The following is a 23,438-nucleotide window of genomic DNA, read 5'->3' on the forward strand; positions in this document are numbered from 1 at the left end:
GCGCAGCAGCGACAATTCACGCATGAACTCGCAAATGATTCAGCACTTCTTCGAAACGCTGCAGCGCGCCAACCCCGCGCCACAGACCGAGCTGGAGTACGCCAGCGTGTTCGAGCTGCTGGCGGCGGTGCTGCTGTCGGCCCAGGCCACCGATGTGGGCGTGAACAAGGCCACGCGCCGGCTGTTCGTGGTGGCCAACACGCCGGCCAAGATGCTGGCGCTGGGCGAGCAGGGTCTGAGCGAGTACATCCGCACCATCGGCCTGTACCGCACCAAGGCCAAGAATCTGATCGCCACCTGCCAGATCCTGCTGAGCCAGCATGGCGGCCGGGTGCCGCGCACGCGCGAGGCGCTGGAGGCTCTGCCCGGCGTGGGCCGCAAGACCGCCAACGTGGTGCTCAACGTCGCCTTTGGCGAGGCCACCATGGCGGTGGACACGCATATCTTCCGCGTCGCCAACCGCACCGGCCTGGCGCCGGGCAAGACACCGCTGGCGGTGGAACTGGGCCTGCTCGAACGCATTCCACCGGCCTTCATGGTGGACGCGCACCACTGGCTGATCCTGCATGGACGCTATGTCTGCCAGGCGCGCAAGCCGCTGTGCGGGCAATGCCAGGTGGCGAGCGATTGCGACCACGGGCGCCAGCTCGCGGCCGCTGCCAAGCCCCACCCTACAATGGCGGCCGCCCAGTAGGCGTCTGAATCACCACAGGAAGCCATGCCTAGCATCACCGACCTCGTTGACCGGGTGGAGCGACTGCTGTTGCGCCATGAAGAACTGACGCGCACCAATGCCTTGCTCGAAGAGCAGGTGCAAGCGCTCAGCCAGGAGCGCGACAGCCTGCGTTCGCGCCTGCATGCCGCGCGCGCGCGCATTGATGCGCTGCTGGACCGACTGCCGCTGGAATCCTCCGAAACCGGAAAGAACACCCCATGAAGCAAATGGAAGTCACCATCATGGGCCAGAGCTATTTGCTGGGCTGCCCGGATGGCGGTGAGGCCGCGCTGACCAAGGCCGTGGCCCAGGTCGACAAGGAGATGTGCGCCATCCGCGACGCCGGTCGCGTCAAGGCGCGCGAGCGCATCGCGGTGTTGGCGGCGCTCAACCTCGCCTATCAGCTCGCCGAAGCCCCCAGCAAACCCGCTGCCAAGACCGGTGCAGCGGTGGATGCCCCGGAGCTGGAGGCCTTGATGCGCCGCCTCGATGAAGCGCTGGCGCAGGACGGCCAATTACTCTGAGCCTACGGCGCGCGCGGGCATCGGGCCGGCCTTAGAATCCAGCTGTCCGCTGCGTTCGCGTGAGTTCTATATTTCCTTGAACCGATGCTCTCTGAGCAAGGGCTTGGAACATTGCTCGGCTGGTGTGATCGTCTCGCGTCAGATGAACCCGAAGTCCTGCTGACCTCGCCCACCTGAATCCCTGGGTTCAGGAATGCGGCTCACGGCTCGCGGTGGACACCTTCTTACCCACCCTCCCCGATCGTGCCTTGAACTACTGGCTGATGAAGTCCGAGCCCGACGAGTGCTCGATCGATGATCTCGCAAGCGCGCCCGGCCAATGCCTGCCCTGGATCGGCGTGCGCAACTACCAGGCCCGCAACTTCATGCGCGACGCCATGCGCATCGGCGACGGCGTGCTGTTCTACCACTCCTCCTGCCCGCAACCCGGCATCGCAGGGTTGGCCGAAGTGGCCAGCCCCGCCTACCCGGATGCCAGCCAGTTCGATCCCGCCAGCCCTTACTACGACCCCAAGTCCAAGCCCGAGCAAGCGCGCTGGCTGCATGTGGACGTGCGGTATCGACGCAAGACGCGCCTGCTGAGCCTCACCGAGATGCGCGAGCGGCCCGAGCTGGCCGGCATGCGCGTGCTGCAGGCGGGCAACCGGCTCTCCATCACGCCCGTGCTGGCCGAGGAATGGCAACGCGTGCTGCAGCTGCTGGAAGGCCCGACCTGAGCATGATGGATCCCTTGCTGTTCGCCGAGTTGCTGAGTCTGGGACTTTGCTCCGGCTTCCTGGCCGGCCTGTTGGGCATCGGCGGCGGCATGCTGATGGTGCCCTTCCTGACCATCATCCTGTCGGCGCGCGGCGTCGACGCCGGCATGGCGGTGAAGATGGCCATCGCCACCTCCATGGCCACCATCATGTTCACCTCGCTGTCCAGCGTGCGCGCGCACCACAAGCGCGGCGCGGTGCGCTGGGATCTGGTGCGCGGCCTCGCGCCCGGCATCGTGCTGGGCGGGCTGCTGGCCGGCGCGGGCATCTTCGCCCTCATCAAGGGGCAGGCTCTGGCACTGGTGTTTGCGGCCTTCGTCGGCTTTTCGGCCACGCAGATGCTGCGCAACAAGAAGCCGGCGCCCAGCCGGCAGATGCCCGGTACGGCCGGGCAGTTGGGTGCCGGTGCCGGCATCGGTCTGCTGTCGGGTTTGGTCGGGGCCGGTGGCGGCTTTGTCTCGGTGCCCTTCATGACCTGGTGCAACGTCGCCATGCACAGCGCGGTGGCCACCAGTGCGGCACTGGGCTTTCCGATCGCGCTGGCCAACACCCTGGGCTATGTGCTGGGTGGCTGGCAGCTGCAAGCCGCCCTGCCCGGCGCACTTGGTTATCTGTACCCGCCGGCCCTGGCCGTGATTGCGAGTGCCAGCGTGCTGATGGCGCCGCTGGGCGCGCGCGCCGCCCACGCGATGAATGTGCAGCAGCTCAAGCGCGCCTTCGCCCTGCTGCTCTACCTGCTGGCGGCCTATATGCTCTACAAGGGCCTGCTGCGCTGAGCCGGCCTGCGCTGGCCGATTAGGTTCCGAACGGAATCGACGCCAGCACCACCTGATTGCCGCCGCGCCGTTGCGCCTCGTGCACCGCAGCCTCGCTGGCATGCAGCAACTCGTCCTGCTTGGAGGCGGTGTGCGGGAAGCTGGCCACACCCATCGACAGCGACAGCCCCAGGTCATGGCCGTTCAGCACCACGATCTGCGCCGTGCATTGCTTGCGCAGCTGCTCCATGCGCGCATGCGCCGTTGCCAACCCCACGCCCGAGAGCAGCACGGCGAAGTGATGCTCGCCGACGCGGCAGGCCGCATCCATGGCGCGGGTGTTGGCGCGCAGCATGCGCCCCAGGCCTTCCAGCAGGCGCTGCTGCGCCTCGGCGCCCAGCGATTGCGCCGCCGCCGGCAGCGGGTCCAGGGCAATCAGCACCAGCGCGAACTCTCGATGCTCGCGCGTGGAGAGGTCGATTTCGCGCAGCAATTGATCGTCGAACTGCGCACGCAGGTAGAGCCCGGAGACATCGTCGCGGCCCGACCCCGCCTGCAATTCGCGCCTCAGCTGCTCGATGGCCTTCTGCTGCTGCTCGATCTGCGCCAGCGCGCGCTGCAGATGCGACTCACGGTGACGCTCTTCGGTGCGCTCCGCCCACAAGGCCATCACGAACTCGCTGCCGAGCGCGGCGCGCGTCACGGAGAACTCGCGGCGCCGGCCCGCCAACTCCAGCCGGTGCTCGCTGACGACGACGCTGCGCTGCGCCATCGCCGCCTGCTCGACCCGCCGCATCGCCTGCACCTCGTCGCTGCGCATCAGGTCGGTATCCAGACTGCCGACGATGCTGGATTCGGTGCGCTCGAACAAATCGTCCAGTCCGGGGCTGGCATAGACATAGCGCCCGGTGGCCAGCGACTTGACGGCCACAAAGCTGCCGTGCGGCTCGGCCAGGCCCAGCAAGGCGGCGGCCACATCGGCATCGGCCAGGCCCACGCTGCTCAGCCATTGACCGAATCGTTCCCTCTCGGGCTTTGCTCCTGCTGGGGCTGCCGACTGGTTGTCCATTTTTTTCTAATGTCGAAGCAAGGTGGCGAGCGATGCGCGCCTGCCTTGCATGTTGGTATGCGTCGAATGTAGATGGGCTGCCACCAGCCTAGCAATAGCCTGGATCGGGGCCACCCCACATAACCCCTAGCTTGTGGAAGTTTCGGCACAAGCCCGTGCGGCCGGGCAATATAACCCGAGCCGTATACTCGGCCGCCCTCCCCCGGGGCATTCCCGGCCTGCTCCGTGCGCCCTGCGCAGTACCCCATTCCCATGCAAGACTTTGACCTCGTCGTGGTCGGCGCCGGCGCTGCCGGCCTGTTCTGCGCTGGCATCGCCGGCCAGCGCGGCCTGCGCGTGCTCCTGAGCGATCATGCGCCCCGCCTCGCCGAGAAGATCCGCATCTCCGGCGGCGGCCGCTGCAACTTCACCAACCGCGACGTCGGCCCAGCCAATTTCCTGTCGGAGAACCCGGCCTTCTGCCGCTCGGCGTTGGCGCGCTACAGCTCACAGGACTTCATCGCCCTGGTGCAGAAGCATGGCATTACCTTTCATGAGAAGCACAAGGGCCAGCTGTTCTGCGACGACAGCAGCGAACGCATCATCCAGATGCTGTTGCGCGAATGCGAGTTGGGGCAGGTGGAGCGGCGCCAGCCCTGCACCGTGCACGAGTTGCGCACCGCGGCGGGCGGCTTCGAACTCGAAACCTCGTCCGGCCCCTTGCGCAGCCGGCGCGTGGTGGTGGCGACCGGCGGGCTGTCGATCCCCAAAATTGGCGCCAGCGACTGGGGTCTGCGGCTGGCCAAGCGCTTCGATCACGCCATCGTCGAGCCACGCCCGGCGCTGGTGCCGCTGACCTTTGACACCCAGGTCTGGGCGCCCTTCGCCGAACTCTCGGGCCTGTCCCTGCCCGTGGCTGTCAGCGTGGGCCAGGGCAAGACCAGGGCGCGTTTCCTGGAGGACCTGCTGTTCACGCATCGCGGCCTGAGCGGCCCGGCCATGCTGCAGATCTCCAGCTACTGGCGCGAAGGGCAGGAGCTCGAACTCGACCTGCGCCCGGATGCCGACCTGGCCGCGCTGCTGAAGGCCGCCAAACAGAGCTCCAAGCGCCTGCTGGGCAACGAGCTGGCGGAGCATCTGCCCAGCCGCCTGGCCCAGACCTGGCTGGCCCGGCTTGCCATCGCCCCCAATCGGCCCATGCCGGAATGCAAGGACAAGGACCTGCAGACCCTGGCCCAGCATCTCAAGGCCTGGCGCCTGCTGCCCGACGGCACCGAGGGATGGCGCAAGGCCGAGGTGATGCGCGGCGGCGTCGACACCCGCGAACTCAACTCGCAGAACATGGAAAGCAAGCGCGTGCCGGGCCTGCACTTCATCGGCGAGGTGGTCGATGTGACCGGCTGGCTGGGTGGCTACAACTTCCAATGGGCCTGGGCCAGCGCGGCCGCCTGCGCCAGGGCCATGGAGCCCTCCGGCGCGGGCTGAATGGGGCCTTGCAGCATTTACCGTGCCGCAATTTGTCAAACCCCTTTGATTCCGGCTATACTCACTCTCTTTGCTGGCAAACCCTGCGCGTCGATTCGGAAGCGGAATCCGGATACCCCGCTTCAGAGGCGGTCTGCTCAAGCCCTTAAAAGCTGCAGCCGTTTCGGGCGAACACCGAGCGCAACTTGAAGGAACCACTGTTTCATGACCACGATTCGCGTCAAAGAAAACGAGCCGTTTGATGTGGCACTGCGCCGTTTCAAGCGCACCATTGAAAAGCTGGGCTTGCTCACCGAGCTGCGTGCTCGCGAGTTCTACGAAAAGCCCACGGCTGAGCGCAAGCGCAAGAAGGCTGCGGCCGTCAAGCGCCACTACAAGCGCGTGCGCAGCATGCAGCTGCCGAAGAAGCTGTACTGATCGGTCTCGATTAGTCGCTTCGGGAAAGGCCTCGGCCTCTCCGATCAAGCCCGCGCAGGACGCTGCCGCGGGCTTTTTCCATTCTGGAACAGCCAACAAGGAATTCTGATGAGCCTGAAAGATCGCATTACCGAAGACATGAAGGCCGCCATGCGTGCCAAGGAGATGGACAAGCTCTCCACCATCCGCATGCTGCTGGCCGCCGTCAAGCAAAAGGAAGTGGACGAGCGCGTGGTGGTGGATGATGCCGCCCTGATCGCCATCGTCGACAAGCTGATCAAGCAGCGCAAGGATTCGATCAGCCAGTTCAGCGCCGCCGGCCGCCAGGATCTGGCCGACAAGGAAAGCGCCGAACTGCCGGTGCTGGAAGCCTATCTGCCGCAGCGCCTGAGCGCGGAGGAAATCAAGGCCGCCGTGCTCGCCATCGTCGCCGAGCTGGGCGCCAAGGGTCCCGGCGACATGGGCAAGGTGATGGGCGCGGTGAAGGCACAATTGGCCGGCAAGGCCGACATGTCCCTGGTCTCGGCCGCCGTCAAACAAGCCCTCAGCAACTGAATCACACCATGAGTCTGCCCGCCCAAGCCCTGACCCCCGAGCTCAGCGTCGCCCCGCAGCTGGATCCCTCCGCCATGGCGGCGGCGGCGGCGGCGGGCTTTCGCAGCGTGATCAACAACCGGCCGGACTTCGAGGGCGGCCCCGAGCAACCCACCGCGGCGCAGATGGAAGCAGCGGCGCTGGCCGCCGGCCTGGCCTACGCCTACCTCCCGGTCAACGGCGCCTACCAGTCGCCCGAAGAGATCGCGCAGTTCAAGCAGTTGCTGGAGCGCCTGCCCAAGCCCGTGCTGGCCTTCTGCCGCTCGGGCGCGCGCTCGACCAAGCTCTTCATGGCCGCCACGGCCCCCTGAGTCTGCGCCCCAAGGGAATACGCGCCTAGGACTTGCCCTAGGTCCGGCGTCCCGTTCAGGCAAGTTTCAGGCCTGGGCTCTTACATTGCGACAAACACTCGCGGCAGGCGCTTTTGCGCCTGCCGCGTGCGCTCGCATCAAGAACTCAGGAGGCATTCGTGTCCTTACTCCTCAAGCTTTCCGGCCTGATCGATGGCCTCAACCGCTTCGTCGGCCGTTGGGTCATCTGGCTGATCCTCGGATCGACCGCCATCAGCGCCATCAACGCCGTGGTGCGCAAGGCCTTCAACTACAGCTCCAATGCCTTTCTCGAAGTGCAGTGGTATCTGTTTGCCGCCTCGTTCCTGCTGGCAGCCGGCTACACCCTGCTGAACAACGAGCATGTGCGCATCGACGTGGTGGTGGGCCGCTTCTCCAAGCGCGTGCAGACCTGGGTCGATATCTTCGGCTTCGTGGTGTTCCTGCTGCCGCTGTGCTTCACGGTGCTCTACCTCGGCATCCCCTTCTTTCTGCAGGGCTACCACTCCAATGAGGTGTCCTCCAACGCCGGCGGCCTGACGCTCTGGCCGGTCTACTTGCTCATGCCTCTCGGCTTTGGCCTGCTGCTGCTGCAAGGCCTGAGCGAGCTGATCAAGCGCTTCGCCTTTTTGCAGGGCCTGATTCCCGACCCGACCCTCAAGGTCGCCGCCATGACGCCGGAAGAGGAGTTGGCAGAAGCCATCCGCCTGGCGGCCGAACAGAAGAAGAACCAGGCCTGAGGGAGCTGCATCCATGGAATTTCTAGCCAACAACCTGGCCCCCATCATGTTTGCGGGGCTGATCGTGTTCCTGCTGATGGGCTTTCCGGTCGCCTTCAGCCTGGGCGCCTGCGGCCTTTTCTTCGGCTTCATCGGCATCGAGCTGAACGTGCTGCCGGCCTCGCTGATGCAGGCCCTGCCGCTGCGCATCTTCGGCATCATGAAGAACGACACGCTGCTGGCGATCCCGTTCTTCACCCTGATGGGCCTGATATTGGAACGCTCGGGCATGGCCGAGGATCTGCTCGACACCATCGGCCAGCTGTTCGGCCCGATTCGCGGCGGCCTCGCCTTCGCGGTGATCTTCGTGGGCGCGCTGCTCGCCGCCACCACCGGCGTGGTGGCCGCTTCGGTGATCTCGATGGGCCTGATCTCGCTGCCCATCATGCTGCGCTACGGCTATGACCGCCGGGTCGCCTCCGGCGTGATCGCCGCCTCCGGCACGCTGGCCCAGATCATTCCGCCCTCGCTGGTGCTCATCATCCTGGCCGACCAGCTCGGCAAGAGCGTGGGCGACATGTACAAGGGCGCCTTCGTGCCCGGCTTCGTGCTGACCGGCCTCTACACCCTCTACATCATTGGCATCGCCATCTTCAAGCCCAAGTGGGTGCCGGCGCTGCCGCTGGAGGCACGCTCGATCCGCGAAGACAACGGCAAGAGCGGCCTCGCCTCGCTGGGCATCCTGACCCTGGTGTCGGTGGGCGTGGCGGTCTACTTCGGCGAACACTACGGCCAGGTGCTGGGCTACTTCAAGGGCGAAGCCGTCAGCAACGTGCCGCTGGACGAAACCATCGTCGTCTCGATGTCGGTGGGCGTCGGCCTGGCCTTCCTGGCTTCGGTCGTGAACAAGCTCACCGGCCTGGGCCTGCTCTCGCGCATGGCCGAGCGTGTCACCTTTGTGCTGATCCCGCCGCTGGCGCTGATCTTCCTGGTGCTGGGCACCATCTTCCTGGGCATCGCCACCCCCACCGAGGGTGGCGCCATGGGTGCCATGGGCGCGCTGCTGATGGCGCTGGCGCGCGGGCGCCTGAGCGGCAAGCTGCTGACGCAGGCGCTGACCTCCACCACCAAGCTGGCCTGTTTCGTGGTGTTCATCCTGATCGGCTCCACGGTGTTCAGCCTGTCCTTCCAGGGCGTGGACGGCCCCAAGTGGGTCGAGCATCTGCTTACCAGCCTGCCCGGCGGCCAGCTGGGCTTCCTGATCTTCGTGAACCTGCTGATCTTCGTGCTGGCCTTCTTCCTGGACTTCTTCGAACTCAGCTTCATCGTCGTGCCGCTGCTGGGGCCCGTCGCGGAGAAGCTGGGCATCGATCTGATCTGGTTCGGTGTGCTGCTGGGCGTCAATATGCAGACCAGCTTCATGCATCCGCCCTTCGGCTTCGCCCTCTTCTACCTGCGCAGCGTCGCGCCGCTCACCGATTACATCGACAAGCTCACCGGCCGCAAGATCGCGCGCATCACCACGGGCCAGATCTACTGGGGTGCGGTGCCCTTCGTGGTGATCCAGATCATCATGGTCGGGCTCATCATCGCCTTCCCCAACCTGGTCTCGGGCGGCATTGGCAAGCATGAGGCGCTGGACACCAGCAATGTGCAGTTGGACGTGCAGCCCGCCGACGACAACTCGGCCAAGGAGATGGACGCCAACGCCCTGTTCGGGCCGGGCGACGGCGCCGCCTCGGCGCCCGTCAAGCCGGCCTCGGCGAGCAGTGATCCGCTGGAAGCGGCGGCCGGCAAATAAGGCTGCTCCACTAAGCTCCAAGGGCCGCCGCTGGCGGCCCTCTTTTTTGGTTCTTCGCCGATGTGTGGGGAAGCTTCCAGAAGTACTGGCAGCGAGTGAGTTCGCGCCGCGGCCCAGGCCGGCAGGCACTCGGCCCCAGAGGCGGAGGCCTTCACTGCGTTCAGGCCCCCCTCGCTGCTCACCAAACCGGGACTCGCGCAGAACTCGCCCTCGCACCCCTGCGGGCCGTTGTCCGCCTGCGGCGGCCAACTGTGCTCGGTGCTCAAACAAGCTGCGCTCGACGCATCGCCTGGAGCGATGCGCAACCCGGTTTGGCTGCGCGGCTCGGCACCACCAATGGGGCCTCGCACCTACCGGCCTGGGCCGCTCGAAGCACGCTCGTGGCACGAGGAGCGCGCACAAGCAGCGGTGTTGGCACAGCCCTGGGCGGGTGGTTGCGAAGGCCCTTTGCGCTGCCGAGCAGCGCAGCGCCTTGTGGCCGCGCGCGTATTCGCGCGCTTCAAGCTCTGGATTGGCGCAGCCTGTCTGAGCGCAATGAGCGCAGCGAATGCAGCGAGTTCTGCGCCAGGCCGCAAGGCGCGAGCAGCGCAGGGGAGCCCGAGCGTAGCGAGGGCCTGCGCAGCCGGGCCGCAGCGGCCACCCGCCCAGGGCTTTGCCGTCCGCCCCACCTTGATAGAGGCTTCCCCGCACATCGGCGATGAACCTTTTTTTGCGCGCACAAAAAGGCCCGACAGGTTGTGAAACCTGCCGGGCCTTGCGAGCGCCGCGCTGCTTAGAGCTTCTGCGCCTGCATGAAGTCGTCGAACCCGGCCTCGGCAAAACGGAACCAAAGGTTCTGCTCGCGGCGGAACTTGGACCAGTCCTCGTAGACCTTCTTCCAGTTCGGATTCTTGGCCGAGAGCTCGCTGTAGAGCGCCTGCGATTCCTTAAAGGCCGCCTCCATCACGTCCTTGGGCATGCGGAACAGCTTGGTGCCGCCGGCCACCAACTGGCGCAGGGCATCCGGGTTCTTGGCATCGTACTTGGCCTGCATGTCGGTGTGCGCCATCGCGGTGGCGGCCTCGACGATCGCCTTGTACTCGGCGCTCAGGCCCTCATAGGCCTTGGTGTTGATGAAGAAGTCCAGCTGCGGGCCGCCTTCCCACCAGGCCGGGTAGGCATAGTACGGGGCCACCTTGTTGAAGCCCAGCTTCTGGTCGTCATAGGGGCCCACCCACTCGGCCGCATCGATGGTGCCCTTCTCCAGCGATTGGTAGATTTCTCCGCCGGGAATGTTCTGCGGCACACCACCGATGCGCTCCAGCACGCGGCCGGCAAAACCGCCGATACGCATCTTCTGGCCCTTGATGTCGGCCAGGCTCTTCACTTCCTTGCGATACCAGCCACCCATCTGCGCACCGGTATTGCCGCCCAGGAAGTTGATGATGTTGTAGTTGCGATAGAACTCGCGCATCAGCTTCAGGCCATTGCCCTCGATCATCCAGGCGGTGTTCTGGCGGCTGTTCAGGCCAAAGGGAACGGCGCAGCCCAGCGCGAAGGTCTCGTCCTTGCCGAAGAAGTAGTAGGGCGCGGTATGTGCAATCTCGACCGTGCCGTCCTTCACCGCATCAACCACGCCGAACGGGGGCATCAACTCGCCACCAGCGTGCACCGAAATCTGGAACTTGCCGCCGGTCATCTCGCCGACCTTCTTGGCGAACACATCGGCCGCGCCAAAGATGGTGTCCAAGGACTTTGGGAAACTCGAAGCCAGGCGCCAGCGGATATTCGCTTGTGCCTGCACGATGGCAGGCGCAGCGCCCGCGGCCAAGACCCCGGCCAAACCTGCCTGACGGACGAAGGAACGACGTTCCATAAGCTTGCTCCTAGTAATTGAAATGCACAGAGATGCGCGCAAATTCTAGGAGTGGCGAAATGCCAGCTTCACGGGTACAAACCCCTGCGAAATAGGCTAGTAAATCGACCGCCCCTGCAGCGAATCGTCAGCTGCCCGCAAGCTTCATGCGATCGATCAGCACCGAGCCCACGGTCTTGCTGCCCAGGGTGTACTGGTCGTTGCCGATGCCGACGATGCCCTTGAGCATGTCCTTCATATTGCCGGCAATGGTGACCTCATGCACCGGGAAGGCGATCTCGCCGTTCTCCACCCAGTAGCCGCTGGCGCCGCGCGAATAGTCGCCGGTCACATAGTTGACGCCCTGCCCCATCAGCTCGGTGACGAACAGGCCGCGCCCCATGCGCCGCAGCATGGTGTCGAGGCTGTCGCCGGGCGCGGTCAGGCGGCTCGTCATCACCAGATTGTGCGAGCCACCGGCATGGCCCGTGGTGCGCATGCCCAGCTTGCGCGCCGAGTAGGTGGAGAGGAAATAGCCCTGCAGCACGCCGGCCTCGACGACGCTGCGCGCATGCGTGGCCACACCTTCGTCGTCGAAGGGCGCGCTGCCCTTGCCCTTGAGCACATGCGGGTCCTCGTGCACGTCGATATGCGAGGCCAGCACGCTCTGGCCCAGGCTGTCGAGCAGGAAGCTGGCCTTGCGGTAGAGCGCGCCACCGCTGGTGGCCTGCACCAGCGCGCCCAGCAGCCCAGCCGCCACCGTGCTTTCGAACAGCACCGGCACCTCGGCCGTCTTGACCTTGCGCGACTTCAGGCGCGAGAGCGCGCGCTCGGCGGCATAACGGCCCACCGCCTCGGGCGAAGCCAGCTCGGCGGCATCGCGCATCGAGCTGTACCAGGAATCGCGCTGCATGCCGGCGCCGCGGCCAGCAATCGGCGCCACCGAGAGCGAATGCCGCGAACTGGCGTAGCCGCCGCGGAAGCCGCGCGTGTTGCCGGAGAAGAAATGCGATTGCTGGGCCGACACCGCCGCGCCCTCGGAATTGGTGATGCGTGCATCCACCGCGAAGGTGGCGGCCTCGCAGCGCAGCGCCAGCTCGGCGGCCTGCTGGGCGTCGATGTCCCAGGCGTGGAACAGGTCCAGCTCGGGGCGGGCCGCGACGTCGAGCGAGAGGTCCTGCTCGTCGGGCAGGCCGGCCACCGGATCCTCGGCGGTGAAGCGTGCGATATCGAAGGCGGCGCGCACCGTGTCGTGCAAGGCCTTGGCCGAGAAGTCCGAGGTGCTGGCATTGCCGCGGCGCTGGCCCACATAGACCGAGATGCCCAGCGACTTGTCGCGGTTGCGCTCCACGTTCTCCAGCTCGCTCCGGCGCACCGAGACCGAGAGCCCGCAGCCCTCGGACACCTCGGCCCCCGCATCGCTGGCACCCAGGCGTCTGGCCTCGGCGAGCACCTCGTCGATCAACTGGCGAAAACGCTCCTGGCTGTAGGCGAAACCGTGGTCAGTGTTGCTGCTTGCTGTCATGGATGCTGATGCTGTTCTGTGGGGCGAGGAACGCCGGACGACTATCATACGGGGCCGTGCCCCCGCCCCGAAGTACACCACCGCGGCCACCCAGCAGCAGCCAGATGCCACAACATTACGAAGAACAAGCCGCGGACGACGAGTTCGATCGTCCCAGCAAGAGCCAGAAGAAGCGCGAGATGCATGATCTGCAGTCGCTGGGCGAAGACCTGCTGGCCCTGCCCAGCAGCCGCCTCGCGCCGCTGGACCTGCCCGAGATTCTTTTCGACGCCATCAAGGCCGCCAAGAAGATCACCAATTTCGAGGGCAAGCGCCGCCAGGTGCAGTACATCGGCAAGCTGATGCGCAAGGTCGACCCCGAGCCGCTGCGCCAGGCGGTGGCCGATTTCAAGCTGGGGCGCGCCAAGGACAGCCTGGCCCTGCACCAGAGCGAGCGCTGGCGCGAGCGCCTGCTCGACAACGACGAAGCCCTGCAGGCCTTCATCGCCGAGCATGGCGGCACCGACGTGCAGCAGTTGCGCAGCCTGGTGCGCGCCGCGCGCAAGGACGCCGCCAACGAGCCCGAGAAGCGCAGCGGCCGCGCCTTCCGCGAACTGTTCCAGTTCATCAAGGCCGAGAACCTGCGCGTCAATGGTCCCGGTGAGCAGGCCGACGACATCGAGCCCGAAGACGATGACGAGTGAAACCGTACGCATCGGCATCGTCTCGATCAGCGACCGTGCCTCCACCGGTGTCTACGAGGACAAGGGCCTGCCCGCGCTGCAGGACTGGCTGAGGCGGGCGCTGCTGAACCCGATCGAGTTCGTGCCGCGCCTGATCCCGGACGAGCGCGTCGGCATTGCCGCCACCCTGCGCGAGCTGGTGGACGAGGCGCGCTGCGACCTGGTGCTGACCACCGGCGGCACCGGGCCGGCGCCGCGCGATGTCACGCCCGAAGCCACGCTGGACGTGGCCGAGCGCGAAATGCCCGGCTTTGGCGAGCAGATGCGCCAGATCTCGCTGCACTTCGTGCCCACCGCCATCCTGTCGCGCCAGGTGGCGGTGATACGCGGCAAGAGCCTGATCATCAATCTGCCCGGCCAACCCAAGGCGATTGCCGAGACCCTGGAGGGCCATGCCGCCGCCAGCGGCATCTTCGCCGCCGTGCCCTATTGCATCGACCTGATCGGCGGCCCGTATCTCGAAACGCGCGATGCGGTGATCAAGGCCTTTCGGCCCAAGTCGGCGCAGCGCCCGGCACGCCCGGCTACTTGACCAACTGGCTCAGCGAGGCCGCGTCAAAGCTCTCGCTTTGCTGGGCATCGACCGGCACGCAATTGCCCACCGGCTCGCGCGTGGCCGCCGAGAGCTTGCACACCGCCTGCCAGAGCAGCGCGATCTGGTGTTCATGGCCGGCAGCGTTGTCGATCAAGCCCTTGAGCGCCTGTGCGGTGGGGTCGTCGCCCAGCTTGACCCCGTAGGCCGAGAAGCCCGGCTTGGCCGGGGAAGCCTCGGCCTCGATGATGCGCGCCGGATTGCCCACCGCGGTGGCGCCCGCCGGCACCGGCTTGGTGACCACCGCCCCCGAGCCGATGCGCGCACCGGCGCCCACCGTGAAGCCACCCAGCACGCAGGCGTTGGCGCCGACGATCACGCCGGCCTCCAGCGTGGGATGACGCTTGGCGCCCTTCACCAGCGAGGTGCCGCCCAGGGTCACGCCCTGGTAGATGGTGCAGCCCTCGCCGATCTCGGCCATCTCGCCGATCACGATGCCCATGCCATGGTCGATGAAGACGCGGCGTGCGATGGTGGCGCCGGGGTGGATCTCGATGCCGGTGAGAAAACGCGCCAGGTGCGAGACGAAGCGGCCCAGCCATTTGAAGCCATGGGTCCAGCAGGCATGGGCCCAGCGGTGCATCACCAGCGCATGCAGGCCCGGGTAACAGCTCAGCACCTCCCAGGCCGAACGGGCGGCGGGGTCGCGTTCCTGGATAAGGGCGATGTCTTCACGAAGGCGCTGGAACAACATGGGGCTGCGGATCAAAAGGGCTGGCCAGTTTAGCCAGACCTATCAACCCTTGCCGGCCTGCTGCTTCGCCAGCATGGCGCGGGCGATGCCACGCCAGATATGCACTTCCTCGGCGGTCAGCTGGGCGCGGTTGAAGAGCTGGTTGAGGCGCGGCATCAGCTTCTTGGGCGCGGCGGGGTCCAGGTAGCCGATGCCCTCCAGCGCCTGCTGCAGGTGCGTGAGCAGGCCCTGTACCGCCTGCGCGTCGGCCAGCTGCGGGTCGGGCGTGCGCGGCGCCACCAGGTAGCCACCCAGGGCCTGGCGCAGATCGTAGGCCAGCAGCTGCACCGCCTGGGCCAGGTTCAGCGAACCGTAGTCGGGGTGGGTGGGGATGGAGAGCACCGCATGGCAGCGGTACACGTCCTCGTTGCTCATGCCGTAGCGCTCGGAGCCGAACAGCAGGCCGATCTTGTGCTGTTGCTGCTGGGCCAGCTCGGCGAACAGGCCGCGCGGCTCGCGCGTGGGCGGGCCGAAGTCGCGCGGCGTCATCGCGGTGGCGCAGGCAAAGGTCACGCCATCCAGGGCCTCGGCGACGGTGTCGACTATGCGCGCGCGCGCCAGGATGTCGGCGGCGCCGCTGGCCATGGCCACGGTCTCCTCCTGGCACAGCACGTCGGCAAAACGCGGCCGCACCAGCACCAGCTCGGCAAAGCCCATCACCTTCATGGCCCGCGCGGCGGCGCCCACATTGCCGGGGTGGCTGGTCTCAATCAGGACAAATCGTGTGGAATCCACGCTGGCAGACATGCAAGGCTCGGCTAAAATGCGCGATTATCCGCGGGCACCCTGCCCGCCACCGCTCTTTTCCTTCGCCAGTCCACCCCTACACCCTTGCAGGTTCCAGCATGACGCAGCAAGTCGCACTCCATCCCATGCTCAACGTGGCCATCAAGGCCGCGCGTGCAGCAGGTTCCATCATCAACCGCGCGTCCCTGGACCTCGACATTCTCAAGATCAACACCAAGTCGCCCAATGACTTCGTGACCGAGGTGGACCAGGCGGCCGAGCAGGTCATCATCGAGACCCTGCTGCAGGCCTATCCCGACCATGCCATCCTGGCCGAAGAATCCGGCCGCACCCATGGCGCCAAGCATTCCGAGTTCCAGTGGATCATCGACCCGCTGGACGGCACCACCAACTTCATCCACGGCTTCCCGGTCTATTGCGTGTCGATCGCGCTGGCGCACCGCGGCGTGGTGCAGCAGGCGGTCGTCTACGATCCGACCCGCAACGACCTCTTCTACGCCACGCGCGGCCGCGGCGCCTATCTGAACGACCGCCGCCTGCGCGTCTCCAAGCGCACGCGCATGAGCGACGCGCTGATCGGCACCGGCTTCCCGTTCCGTCGCGGCGACAACTTCAAGCGCTATATGAAGATGTTCGAGGACGTCATGACCCAATGCGCCGGCCTGCGCCGCCCGGGTGCCGCGGCCCTGGACCTCTGCTATGTGGCCGCCGGCTATTACGACGCCTTCTTCGAAACCGGCCTGAACCCCTGGGACGTGGCCGCGGGCTCGCTCATCATCACCGAGGCCGGTGGCCTGGTGGGCAACTTCACCGGCGAATCGGACTTCCTGCACCAGCGCGAGATCGTCGCCGGCAGCCCCAAGATCTACGGCCAGATGGTGCAGATCCTGACGCCCTACACGCGCGTGATCAAGGCCGAGGAAGAAGCAGCCGCGGCAGCCGCCGAGGCCAAGCCCAGCGCCGCCGACGCGGTGGCCGAGGCGGCCCAGGCCGATGCCGCGCCCAAGAAGCGCGCCGCGGTGCGCATCAAGAAGCCGGTCGACGGCCAGGCCGAGTAAGCCGCGGCGGTGCCACCTAGCGCGGCGCCTGCCAGACAAAGGTGGCCACGCTGGACGCCGGCAGTTCGTAGGCAAAGCGCTGGCCCTGCGCGGTGACCGAGAAGCGGCGCGGCTGCGCCGCCGAGTTGCAGACGATCAGCACCTCGCGGCCATCGTCGGCATGGCGGAAGGCCACGCTGTCGAGCCCGTCCATGCCACTGCTGGAGGCAATGCGCTGCGCGCCCTGGCGCACGAAGCGGCTCGCGTGGCCGAAGGCGTAGTACTCGATATTGCGCGTCACCGCCCCGGTCTTCGAGTCGATGGTGACGACGCCGCGGCAATCCTTGCAGCCGCCCAGGTGCGGGCCATGGTTCTCGTCCAGCGCCAGATTCCACATCAGCACGCCGCGCGCCCAATGGCGGGTGGCGCCGATGATGAGGTTGCGCGTCAACCAGGGCAGCGATTCGTCGAAGCGCGGCGCCCATTCGCCGCCCGAGCATTCGGTGAACCAGACCTCCTTGTCGGGATAGGCATCATGCACCCGGCCCTGCGCCGCCACATCCCCGGCATAGCAATGCCAGGCCACGCCCTGCACAAAGCCGCGCGCCTGCGCATCGCCCAGCATCGCCAGCGGTGATTGCGGCTCGTCCCAGTTGTGGTCCCAGTCGAACAGCTGGGTCTTGAGGCCGTGGCTTTGCAGCAGCGGACCCAGATGCTGGCCGATCAGCGCCGCACGCGCCGCCGGGTCCAGGCGCATGCCGGGATAGTCGGGCGGCTCGAAGTGCGGCTCGTTCTGCAGGGTGAGCGCAAAGATCGGCACGCCCTCGGCCGCATAGGCCTGCACATAGCGCAGCAGGTACTCGGCGAACACGCCATACATCTCGGGCTTGAGCGCGCCCTGGATCAGGCTGTCGCTGGTCTTCATCCAGCCCGGCGCGCTCCAGGGCGAGGCCATCACCTGCAGCTGCGGATTGATGGCGCGCGCCGCCTTCAGCACCGGCAGCAGCTCGGCGCGGTTCGGCTCGATCGAGAAGCGCGCCAGGCCGGGGTCGGTCTGGCCGCGCGGCATGTCGTCGAAGGAATAGTGCTGGCGCGAGAAGTCGGAGGCGCCGATGGTCAGGCGCGCGAAGTCGAAGCCCAGGCCCTGCGGCCCGCGGCCGAACAGTTCCTCCAGCAGGGCCTGGCGCTGGCCGGCGCTCATGCGCTGCTGGATCAGCCAGGCCGAGGCATCGGTGATCGAGGCGCCGAAGCCCACCATGGTCTGGTAGCGCTGGCCGGCGTCGACGACGATGTCCAGCGCCTGCGCCGGCTGGCTGCCGAAGGCCAGATCCGGCGCACGCGCCAGCAGCCGGCTCTGGTCGCCGGTGGTGATCCAGGCCTGCACCGCGGCGCCCGCGGCCGGGCCGGGCGGCGCACCGGTACCGCAGGCGGTCAGCAGGCCGGCGCAAAGCAAGGCAATCGTGGCAGCGACAGGTCTTCTCATTCAATGGCTCTCATCGGGATGGGTGGCCGCGCAATGCGCGGCAATGAACTCGGCGTGGCCGGGCATCACGGCCACGCAGCGCTGGATCACGCTGCGCGTGTCGTCGACCATGGCCTGCACCTCGGCGAGCGGACGCTGGTCGACAAAGGGGTGATAGCCGGCCGGCAGCAGGCCCTGGCCCACCATCACCTGCAGCCAGCTCATCTCGGTGAAGAGCTCGGTGCCCTCGCGGAACAGGCGGCCGTTGGCACGGAACAGCTCGATCTTGTGGCGCAGCGTCTCGGGCACCTGCATATGGCGGCAATAACGCCAGAACTCGCTGTCCTCGCGCGCGCTGGCCTTGTAGTGCAGGATGATGAAGTCGCGGATGCGCTCGTACTCGAACTGGGTCTGGCGGTTGTATTCGGCTATCTCCACCGCCTCCAGCCCGGCATGCGGGAAGAACTGGATCAGCCGCGTCACCGCCGACTGGATCAGGTGGATGCTGGTGGACTCGAGCGGCTCCATGAAGCCGCTGGCCAGGCCCACGGCCACGCAGTTGAGCTTCCAGAACTCCTTGCGTCGGCCGGTCAGGAACTTGACCAGGCGCGGCTCGGCCAGCGGCGCACCGTCCAGCTGGGCCAGCAGGGTGCTGCGGGCCTCGTCCTCGCCGATGAAGCGGCTGCTGAACACATGGCCGTTGCCGACGCGGTGCTGCAAGGGGATGCGCCATTGCCAGCCGGCCGCGTGCGCGGTCGAGCGCGTGTAGGGCAGCAGCGGCGGCGCCGCGGCGCTGGGCACGGCCAGCGCGCGGTCGCAGGGCAGCCAATGCGACCAGTCCTCGTAGCCGGCCTTCAGGGTCTGCTCGATCAGCAGCGCGCGCATGCCTGAGCAGTCGATGAAGAAGTCGCCCTCCACCAGCTCGCCGCTGGCGAGGCGCAGGCCCTTGATGCGGCCATCGTCCGCGTGGCGCAGCACCTGCTCGATGCGGCCCTCGATGCGCTGCACGCCGCGCTGCTCGGCATGGTGGCGCAGGAAGCGCGCGTACAGGCTGGCATCGAAGTGATAGGCATAGCCGATGTCGGCCAGCGGCGACTCGGCCATGTCGGGCCGCGGCCGCAGGAACTTGCATTCGCGCGGTGCCGCGGTGTTGATCGAATAGTCGCCCAGCTCGCCCGCCCTGCCCTCGCGCCGCAGGCGCAGCCAGTAATGGTGAAAGGGCACGGCGCCGAGTTCGCGGCCCACCTTGCCGAAACCGTGGATATAGCGCTCGCCGCGCGCGCCCCAGTCGACGAACTCGATGCCCAGCTTGAAGCTGCCCTGGGTGGCGCGCAGGAACTCGTCCTCGTCGATGCCCAGGGCCTCGTTGAAGGCGCGGATATGCGGGATGGTGGCCTCGCCCACGCCGATGATGCCGATCTCGTCGGACTCGACCAGGCGTAGCTCGTAGGGCGGGCCCAGCAGCTTGGCGAGCGCCGCGGCGCTCATCCAGCCGGCGGTGCCGCCGCCGACGATGACGATGCGGCGCAGGGGGGCAACAGCAGTCATGTCCTGACTCCCATCAGAGGCGTTGCTCGCTGCCGGCATCGAACAGCGACAGGCGGCTGGCGTCGAGGTCGAACTCGACGACCTGGCCGGCGCGCAGCACCAGGGCCTCGTGCACCAGCGCGGCCAGGCTGTGGCCGGCGCTGGCAATCCACACCACCTGGTGGTTGCCCATCGGCTCGACCAGCTCGACCTGGCCGCTGAAGGCGCCGCCCTGGCGCAACAGCACATGCTCGGGCCGGATGCCGGCCACCACCGCCTGGCCATGCACCGGCGCGGCCAGGAATTCATAGCCGCCCAGGTCCAGCTCGAAGGGCTGGAGCAGGCGCACCGGCGCGCCCGGCTTGCAGCTCAGCTGGGCCGGCACGAAGTTCATGCCCGGCGCGCCCAGAAAGCCCGCCACGAAGAGATTGGCCGGCCGCTCGTAGACCTCGCCCGGCGCGCCCACCTGCTGGATCACGCCGCCCTTCATCACCACGATGCGGCTGGCCAGGGTCATGGCCTCCACCTGGTCGTGGGTGACGTAAATCATGGTGGCGCCGAGCTGCTGGTGCAGCAGCTTGAGCTCGCGGCGCAGCTCGGCGCGCAGCTTGGCATCGAGGTTGGAGAGCGGCTCGTCGAACAGCAGCACCGCCGCCTCGCGCACCAGCGCACGCCCGATCGCCACGCGCTGGCGCTGCCCGCCGGAGAGCTGGGCCGGCTTGCGCTGCAGCAGCGGCTCCAGCTGCAGCATCTGCGCGGCGCGCTGCACGCGGCGCGCGATCTCGGCCTTGGGCACGCCGGCCACGCGCGGGCCGAAGGACATATTGCGCTCCACCGTCATGGTCGGATAGAGGGCGTAGGACTGGAACACCATGCCGATGCCGCGCTCGCTGGGCTCGGCATCGGTCATGTCGGCGCCGCCGATCTCGATGCGGCCGCCGCTCACCTCGATGAGGCCGGCAATGCTGTGCAGCAGGGTGGACTTGCCGCAGCCCGAGGGCCCCAGCAGCACCAGGAACTCGCCCTCCTGCACCGCCAGGTTCAAGCCCTGGATCACCGCATGGCTGCCGAATGAGATATCTAGATCGCTGACCTTCACGGCACTCATGCCTTCATCCCTTCACCGCGCCGGCCGCAATGCCGCGCACAAACCAGCGCCCGGAGGCGAAATACACCAGCAGCGGCACCAGCGAGGTCAGGATGGTGGCCGCCATATTGAGGTTGTAGAGCCGCTCGCCGGTGGTGGTGTTGATGACGTTGTTGAGCTGCACCGTCATCGGCAGGTTGTCGCGGCCGGCGAACACCAGGCCCAGGATGTAGTCGTTCCACACCCCCGTCACCTGCATGATGGTGGCGACGATGATGATGGGCGGCGACATCGGCAGCATCAGCTGGAAGAAGATGCGCCAGAAGCCGCCACCATCGATGCGCGCGGCCTTGAACAGCTCGGCCGGGATGCCCGCGTAGTAGTTGCGGAACAGCAGCGTCATCACCGGCATGCTGAAGATCAGGTGCACCAGCACGATGCCGGGCAGCGAGCTGTAGAGCGCCACCGCGGCCAGCATCTTCACGAGCGGATAGATCATCACCTGCACCGGGATGAAGGCGCCCAGCATCAGCAGGCCAAACAGCGCATTCGCGCCGCGCGGCCGCCAGAAGCTCAGCGCATAGCCGTTCACCGCCCCCACCAGGATGGGCAGCACGGTGCTGGGCACGGTGATCAGCACCGAGTTCCAGAAGCCGGCGCTGACGCCCTCGCAGGCCACGCCGGTGCAGGCCTCGCTCCAGGCGGCGCGCCAGGGCTCCAGCGTCAGCGCCATCGGCCAGGCGAACAGCTGGCCCAGCCGGATCTCGTCCATGCTTTTCAGCGAGGTGACGATCATGATGTAGAGCGGCGCCAGGAAGAACAGCGCGGCGCTCAGCAGGAAGGCATAGATGCCCAGGCGGCCGATATTCATGCGGCGGCGTTTGCTGGCGAGCCTCATGCGCCCTCCCGCGCCCGCGCACGGCTGCGCGCATAGAGCAGCGGCGCCACCAGCACCACCACGGTGAGCAGCAGCACGATGGCGCCGGCCGAGGCCAGCGCGATATTGGCGCGGCCGAACAGATGGTCCATGATGAACTTGGCCGGCACGTCGCTGGCGGTGCCGGGGCCGCCCTGGGTCATCGCCACCACCGCGTCGAACACCTTCACCACCGCGGTGGACAGCAGCACGAAAACGGTGGCCAGCGTCGGCGCCAGCATCGGCAGCACGATGCTCAGGTAGACGCGCCAGGCCGGGATGCCGTCCATGCGGGCGGCCTTCCAGATGTCCTCGTCGATGCCGCGCAGCCCGGCCAGCAGCATCGCCATCACCAGACCCGCGGCCTGCCAGACGCTGGCGATCACCACCGTGTAGATGACCTTGTCCTGGTCGATGATCCAGTCGAAGGTGAAGTCGCTCCAGCCCAGCTGCTGCAGCGCCGGCTGCAGGCCCGCGCCGGGGTTGAGCACCCATTGCCAGACCAGGCCGGTGGCGACGAAGCTCATCGCATAGGGGTAGAGAAAGGCGGTGCGCAGCAGGCCCTCGCCGCGCACCTTCTGGTCGATGAAGACCGCCAGCGCAAAGCCGATCACCATGCAGGCCAGCATGAACAGCAGGCCGTAGACCGCCAGATTGCCCAGCGACTGCAGCCAGCGCTCGTTCTCGAACAGGCGCTGGTACTGGGCCAGGCCGACGAAGTCATCGCGCGGAAAGGTGCGCGAGCTGCTCAGCGAGACGCGCAGCGTCCACAGCGTCGTGCCCAGATAGGCCAGCAGCACGGTCAGCGCCATCGGCAGCAGCGCCAGCCAGGCCATGCCCCAGCGGCGCCGCTTCATCCGCCCTCCCGCAGCGCCGCCAGGATGTCCTTCTGCACCTTCTCGACCGGAATGTTGCGGTTCCAGTAGGCCGTCAGCACATCGCTCAGCGCGCCGTTCTGGTCGGGGCTCAGATAGACCTCACCATTGCCGAGCTGGCGGCTCTTGTCCTTCATGATGGCCAGGCCCTGCTGGGCGCAGGCGTCGAGCTTGCTGGCATCGACATCGGTGCGGATCGGGATCGAGCCCTTGCGCTGGCTGAAGGCCACCTGCGCGGCCGGCGCGGTGATCACGCTGGCCAGCAGCTGCTGGGCCTTCAGCGCATCGGGCTTGTCGGTCTTGGGGAAGACGAACACATCGCCCTGGATGATGTAGGGCGAGGCAGGGCCGAAGCCGGCGATGCAGCCATAGTCACGCCCGGGCTCCTGCCGCGCCAGCGCGAACTCGCCCTTGGCCCAGTCGCCCATGAACTGCACGCCCGCCTTGCCGCTGATCAGCATCGCGGTGGCGTCGTTCCAGTTGCGCCCCGGCGAGCCCTTGTCCACATAGCCCTGCAGGCGCTTGAAGCTCAGCAGCACCTGCTTGAAGGGCTCGCCCAGGATGGCCTTGGGGTCGCGGTCGCGCAGCACCTTGAGGTAGAGCTCGCGCCCGCCCTGGTTGGCCAGCACCGCGGTGAAGACGATGTTGTCCTGCCAGGTCTGGCCGCCATGGGCCAGCGGCACCAGGCCCGCCGCGCGGAGCTTGTCGAGCGCGGCGAACAGCTCGTCCATGCTGCGCGGGTCGGCGGCAATGCCGGCCTTCTTGAACGCCGCCTTGGAGGTCCAGATCCAGGCGGGCATGTGGATGTCCACCGGCGCGGCGTAGTAATGGCCCTTGACGCGGATCACATTGAGCACGGTCTCGGGCAGGAACTTGTCCCAGCCGTCGCGCTGCGCCACCGCGTCGACGTTGTTGAGCAGGCCCTGCTCCACCACGTCGAGGAACTGCTTGGAGGTGTTGAACTGGGCCGCGGTGGGCGGGTTGCCGCCGACGATGCGGTTGATCGCCACCGCGCGCGCCTGCTCGCCCAGCGCGATCGCGGTGTCCACCCAGGTGCCGCCGGCGGCACGGTAGGCGTCCGCCAGGGTCTTGACCGCGGCCGACTCTCCGCCGGCCGTCCACCAGTGGATCACCTCGGCCTTCAGGGGTGCCGGCTGCGCCCGGCTGGCGCCGGGCAGCGTCAGCGCCAGCGCGGCGGCCATGGTGGTGATCAGCATGCGGGATGGGGTCATGTCTTGC

General features: G+C 67.1%; 25 protein-coding genes and 1 other RNA gene. 15 read left to right on the plus strand and 11 right to left on the minus strand.

Annotated elements, in window-relative coordinates:
• Positions 1-34 precede the first annotated feature (34 nt).
• The 6 genes from nth to PFX98_RS20315 all read left to right on the plus strand — a co-directional run bounded on the left by nth (position 35) and on the right by PFX98_RS20315 (position 2,770).
• Positions 35-694 carry an endonuclease III gene (gene nth, locus PFX98_RS20290; RefSeq protein ID WP_425334631.1) on the plus strand — a complete coding sequence of 220 codons (660 nt, stop codon included), beginning with the start codon at positions 35-37 and terminating at the stop codon, positions 692-694.
• A 24-nt stretch (positions 695-718) separates the two neighbouring features.
• Complete coding sequence (zapB, locus tag PFX98_RS20295; protein ID WP_285232294.1) at positions 719-937, plus strand: cell division protein ZapB; 219 nt, start codon at positions 719-721, stop codon at positions 935-937.
• Complete coding sequence (locus tag PFX98_RS20300) at positions 934-1,239, plus strand: cell division protein ZapA (protein WP_285232295.1); 306 nt, start codon at positions 934-936, stop codon at positions 1,237-1,239. Before zapB ends, PFX98_RS20300 begins: the two co-directional genes overlap by 4 nt.
• A 40-nt stretch (positions 1,240-1,279) precedes the next feature.
• A non-coding RNA gene (ssrS, locus tag PFX98_RS20305) (6S RNA) lies at positions 1,280-1,462 on the plus strand.
• A 25-nt stretch (positions 1,463-1,487) separates the two neighbouring features.
• On the plus strand, positions 1,488-1,955 hold the full coding sequence (locus PFX98_RS20310) for an EVE domain-containing protein (RefSeq protein WP_285232296.1): 468 nt from the start codon (positions 1,488-1,490) through the stop codon (positions 1,953-1,955).
• 2 nt (positions 1,956-1,957) lie between these two features.
• On the plus strand, positions 1,958-2,770 hold the full coding sequence (locus tag PFX98_RS20315) for a sulfite exporter TauE/SafE family protein (RefSeq protein ID WP_285232297.1): 813 nt from the start codon (positions 1,958-1,960) through the stop codon (positions 2,768-2,770).
• 19 nt (positions 2,771-2,789) lie between these two features.
• Here PFX98_RS20315 and PFX98_RS20320 read toward each other — a convergent pair whose 3' ends face one another.
• Positions 2,790-3,746, minus strand: a complete 957-nt coding sequence (locus tag PFX98_RS20320; RefSeq protein WP_285232298.1) for a GGDEF domain-containing protein — start codon at positions 3,744-3,746, stop codon at positions 2,790-2,792.
• A 324-nt stretch (positions 3,747-4,070) separates the two neighbouring features.
• Between PFX98_RS20320 and PFX98_RS20325 the strand changes: the two genes are divergently transcribed.
• From PFX98_RS20325 to PFX98_RS20350, 6 genes are all read left to right on the plus strand, one after another.
• Positions 4,071-5,282 (plus strand): BaiN/RdsA family NAD(P)/FAD-dependent oxidoreductase, encoded by a 1,212-nt coding sequence (locus PFX98_RS20325; protein ID WP_285232299.1) that lies wholly within the window; start codon positions 4,071-4,073, stop codon positions 5,280-5,282.
• 204 nt (positions 5,283-5,486) lie between these two features.
• Positions 5,487-5,699 (plus strand): 30S ribosomal protein S21, encoded by a 213-nt coding sequence (gene rpsU / locus PFX98_RS20330; protein WP_012346814.1) that lies wholly within the window; start codon positions 5,487-5,489, stop codon positions 5,697-5,699.
• A 108-nt stretch (positions 5,700-5,807) separates the two neighbouring features.
• On the plus strand, positions 5,808-6,254 hold the full coding sequence (locus tag PFX98_RS20335) for a GatB/YqeY domain-containing protein (protein WP_285232303.1): 447 nt from the start codon (positions 5,808-5,810) through the stop codon (positions 6,252-6,254).
• Positions 6,255-6,262: 8 nt separating this feature from the next.
• Positions 6,263-6,604: a protein tyrosine phosphatase family protein gene (locus tag PFX98_RS20340; protein WP_285232304.1), complete on the plus strand. Its 342-nt coding sequence runs from the start codon at positions 6,263-6,265 to the stop codon at positions 6,602-6,604.
• A 158-nt stretch (positions 6,605-6,762) separates the two neighbouring features.
• Positions 6,763-7,362, plus strand: a complete 600-nt coding sequence (locus tag PFX98_RS20345; RefSeq protein WP_285232305.1) for a TRAP transporter small permease subunit — start codon at positions 6,763-6,765, stop codon at positions 7,360-7,362.
• A gap of 13 nt (positions 7,363-7,375) precedes the next feature.
• Positions 7,376-9,142, plus strand: a complete 1,767-nt coding sequence (locus tag PFX98_RS20350; RefSeq protein ID WP_285232306.1) for a TRAP transporter large permease — start codon at positions 7,376-7,378, stop codon at positions 9,140-9,142.
• A gap of 772 nt (positions 9,143-9,914) precedes the next feature.
• Here PFX98_RS20350 and PFX98_RS20355 read toward each other — a convergent pair.
• Together PFX98_RS20355 and pmbA are read right to left on the minus strand one after the other, a co-directional pair.
• Positions 9,915-10,997, minus strand: coding sequence for a TRAP transporter substrate-binding protein (locus tag PFX98_RS20355; RefSeq protein WP_285232307.1), 1,083 nt, complete (start codon positions 10,995-10,997; stop codon positions 9,915-9,917).
• A gap of 127 nt (positions 10,998-11,124) precedes the next feature.
• A complete protein-coding gene (gene pmbA / locus PFX98_RS20360) occupies positions 11,125-12,501 on the minus strand; it encodes a metalloprotease PmbA (protein WP_285232308.1) in 1,377 nt (458 codons plus the stop codon).
• Between the two features lie 104 nt (positions 12,502-12,605).
• Between pmbA and yjgA the strand changes: the two genes are divergently transcribed.
• Complete coding sequence (gene yjgA, locus PFX98_RS20365) at positions 12,606-13,184, plus strand: ribosome biogenesis factor YjgA (protein WP_285232309.1); 579 nt, start codon at positions 12,606-12,608, stop codon at positions 13,182-13,184.
• On the plus strand, positions 13,174-13,755 hold the full coding sequence (gene mog, locus PFX98_RS20370) for a molybdopterin adenylyltransferase (protein WP_285232310.1): 582 nt from the start codon (positions 13,174-13,176) through the stop codon (positions 13,753-13,755). The genes yjgA and mog overlap by 11 nt, the downstream gene beginning before the upstream one ends.
• Here mog and cysE read toward each other — a convergent pair.
• Positions 13,748-14,506 carry a serine O-acetyltransferase gene (cysE, locus tag PFX98_RS20375; protein WP_285235656.1) on the minus strand — a complete coding sequence of 253 codons (759 nt, stop codon included), beginning with the start codon at positions 14,504-14,506 and terminating at the stop codon, positions 13,748-13,750. The genes mog and cysE overlap by 8 nt on opposite strands.
• Before the next feature lie 45 nt (positions 14,507-14,551).
• A complete protein-coding gene (locus PFX98_RS20380) occupies positions 14,552-15,295 on the minus strand; it encodes an RNA methyltransferase (protein ID WP_285232311.1) in 744 nt (247 codons plus the stop codon).
• A gap of 98 nt (positions 15,296-15,393) precedes the next feature.
• Here PFX98_RS20380 and PFX98_RS20385 point away from each other — a divergent pair, with 98 nt between their 5' ends.
• A complete protein-coding gene (locus PFX98_RS20385) occupies positions 15,394-16,353 on the plus strand; it encodes an inositol monophosphatase family protein (protein WP_285232312.1) in 960 nt (319 codons plus the stop codon).
• Between the two features lie 16 nt (positions 16,354-16,369).
• Here PFX98_RS20385 and PFX98_RS20390 read toward each other — a convergent pair whose 3' ends face one another.
• The 6 genes from PFX98_RS20390 to PFX98_RS20415 are packed head-to-tail and all read right to left on the minus strand — an operon-like array spanning position 16,370 to position 23,431.
• Positions 16,370-17,815, minus strand: coding sequence for a glycoside hydrolase family 30 protein (locus tag PFX98_RS20390; RefSeq protein ID WP_285232313.1), 1,446 nt, complete (start codon positions 17,813-17,815; stop codon positions 16,370-16,372).
• Entirely contained in the window at positions 17,816-19,342 is a 1,527-nt protein-coding gene (locus tag PFX98_RS20395; protein ID WP_285232314.1) for a tryptophan halogenase family protein, read from the minus strand.
• A 13-nt stretch (positions 19,343-19,355) separates the two neighbouring features.
• Entirely contained in the window at positions 19,356-20,429 is a 1,074-nt protein-coding gene (locus tag PFX98_RS20400; RefSeq protein ID WP_285232315.1) for an ABC transporter ATP-binding protein, read from the minus strand.
• A 4-nt stretch (positions 20,430-20,433) separates the two neighbouring features.
• On the minus strand, positions 20,434-21,306 hold the full coding sequence (locus tag PFX98_RS20405) for a carbohydrate ABC transporter permease (RefSeq protein WP_285232316.1): 873 nt from the start codon (positions 21,304-21,306) through the stop codon (positions 20,434-20,436).
• Positions 21,303-22,181 (minus strand): carbohydrate ABC transporter permease, encoded by an 879-nt coding sequence (locus tag PFX98_RS20410; RefSeq protein WP_285232317.1) that lies wholly within the window; start codon positions 22,179-22,181, stop codon positions 21,303-21,305. Before PFX98_RS20410 ends, PFX98_RS20405 begins: the two co-directional genes overlap by 4 nt.
• Positions 22,178-23,431, minus strand: a complete 1,254-nt coding sequence (locus tag PFX98_RS20415; RefSeq protein ID WP_285232318.1) for an ABC transporter substrate-binding protein — start codon at positions 23,429-23,431, stop codon at positions 22,178-22,180. Before PFX98_RS20415 ends, PFX98_RS20410 begins: the two co-directional genes overlap by 4 nt.
• Between the last annotated feature and the right edge of the window lie 7 nt (positions 23,432-23,438).

Source organism: Paucibacter sediminis, from assembly GCF_030254645.1.
Taxonomy (GTDB): domain Bacteria; phylum Pseudomonadota; class Gammaproteobacteria; order Burkholderiales; family Burkholderiaceae_C; genus Paucibacter_B; species Paucibacter_B sediminis.

What these genes read in the sequence shown, in the direction of transcription:
- PFX98_RS20400 (WP_285232315.1), bottom strand. Translation starts at nt 20,429, where the DNA reads ATGAGTGCCGTGAAGGTCAGCGATCTAGATATCTCATTCGGCAGCCAT.
- PFX98_RS20390 (WP_285232313.1), bottom strand. Translation starts at nt 17,815, where the DNA reads ATGAGAAGACCTGTCGCTGCCACGATTGCCTTGCTTTGCGCCGGCCTG.
- PFX98_RS20350 (WP_285232306.1), top strand. Translation starts at nt 7,376, where the DNA reads ATGGAATTTCTAGCCAACAACCTGGCCCCCATCATGTTTGCGGGGCTG.
- PFX98_RS20415 (WP_285232318.1), bottom strand. Translation starts at nt 23,431, where the DNA reads ATGACCCCATCCCGCATGCTGATCACCACCATGGCCGCCGCGCTGGCG.
- pmbA (WP_285232308.1), bottom strand. Translation starts at nt 12,501, where the DNA reads ATGACAGCAAGCAGCAACACTGACCACGGTTTCGCCTACAGCCAGGAG.
- PFX98_RS20395 (WP_285232314.1), bottom strand. Translation starts at nt 19,342, where the DNA reads ATGACTGCTGTTGCCCCCCTGCGCCGCATCGTCATCGTCGGCGGCGGC.
- PFX98_RS20405 (WP_285232316.1), bottom strand. Translation starts at nt 21,306, where the DNA reads ATGAGGCTCGCCAGCAAACGCCGCCGCATGAATATCGGCCGCCTGGGC.
- yjgA (WP_285232309.1), top strand. Translation starts at nt 12,606, where the DNA reads ATGCCACAACATTACGAAGAACAAGCCGCGGACGACGAGTTCGATCGT.
- zapB (WP_285232294.1), top strand. Translation starts at nt 719, where the DNA reads ATGCCTAGCATCACCGACCTCGTTGACCGGGTGGAGCGACTGCTGTTG.
- PFX98_RS20385 (WP_285232312.1), top strand. Translation starts at nt 15,394, where the DNA reads ATGACGCAGCAAGTCGCACTCCATCCCATGCTCAACGTGGCCATCAAG.
- PFX98_RS20380 (WP_285232311.1), bottom strand. Translation starts at nt 15,295, where the DNA reads ATGTCTGCCAGCGTGGATTCCACACGATTTGTCCTGATTGAGACCAGC.
- PFX98_RS20315 (WP_285232297.1), top strand. Translation starts at nt 1,958, where the DNA reads ATGATGGATCCCTTGCTGTTCGCCGAGTTGCTGAGTCTGGGACTTTGC.
- PFX98_RS20355 (WP_285232307.1), bottom strand. Translation starts at nt 10,997, where the DNA reads ATGGAACGTCGTTCCTTCGTCCGTCAGGCAGGTTTGGCCGGGGTCTTG.
- PFX98_RS20340 (WP_285232304.1), top strand. Translation starts at nt 6,263, where the DNA reads ATGAGTCTGCCCGCCCAAGCCCTGACCCCCGAGCTCAGCGTCGCCCCG.
- PFX98_RS20335 (WP_285232303.1), top strand. Translation starts at nt 5,808, where the DNA reads ATGAGCCTGAAAGATCGCATTACCGAAGACATGAAGGCCGCCATGCGT.
- PFX98_RS20325 (WP_285232299.1), top strand. Translation starts at nt 4,071, where the DNA reads ATGCAAGACTTTGACCTCGTCGTGGTCGGCGCCGGCGCTGCCGGCCTG.
- rpsU (WP_012346814.1), top strand. Translation starts at nt 5,487, where the DNA reads ATGACCACGATTCGCGTCAAAGAAAACGAGCCGTTTGATGTGGCACTG.
- mog (WP_285232310.1), top strand. Translation starts at nt 13,174, where the DNA reads ATGACGAGTGAAACCGTACGCATCGGCATCGTCTCGATCAGCGACCGT.
- PFX98_RS20410 (WP_285232317.1), bottom strand. Translation starts at nt 22,181, where the DNA reads ATGAAGCGGCGCCGCTGGGGCATGGCCTGGCTGGCGCTGCTGCCGATG.
- PFX98_RS20300 (WP_285232295.1), top strand. Translation starts at nt 934, where the DNA reads ATGAAGCAAATGGAAGTCACCATCATGGGCCAGAGCTATTTGCTGGGC.
- nth (WP_425334631.1), top strand. Translation starts at nt 35, where the DNA reads ATGATTCAGCACTTCTTCGAAACGCTGCAGCGCGCCAACCCCGCGCCA.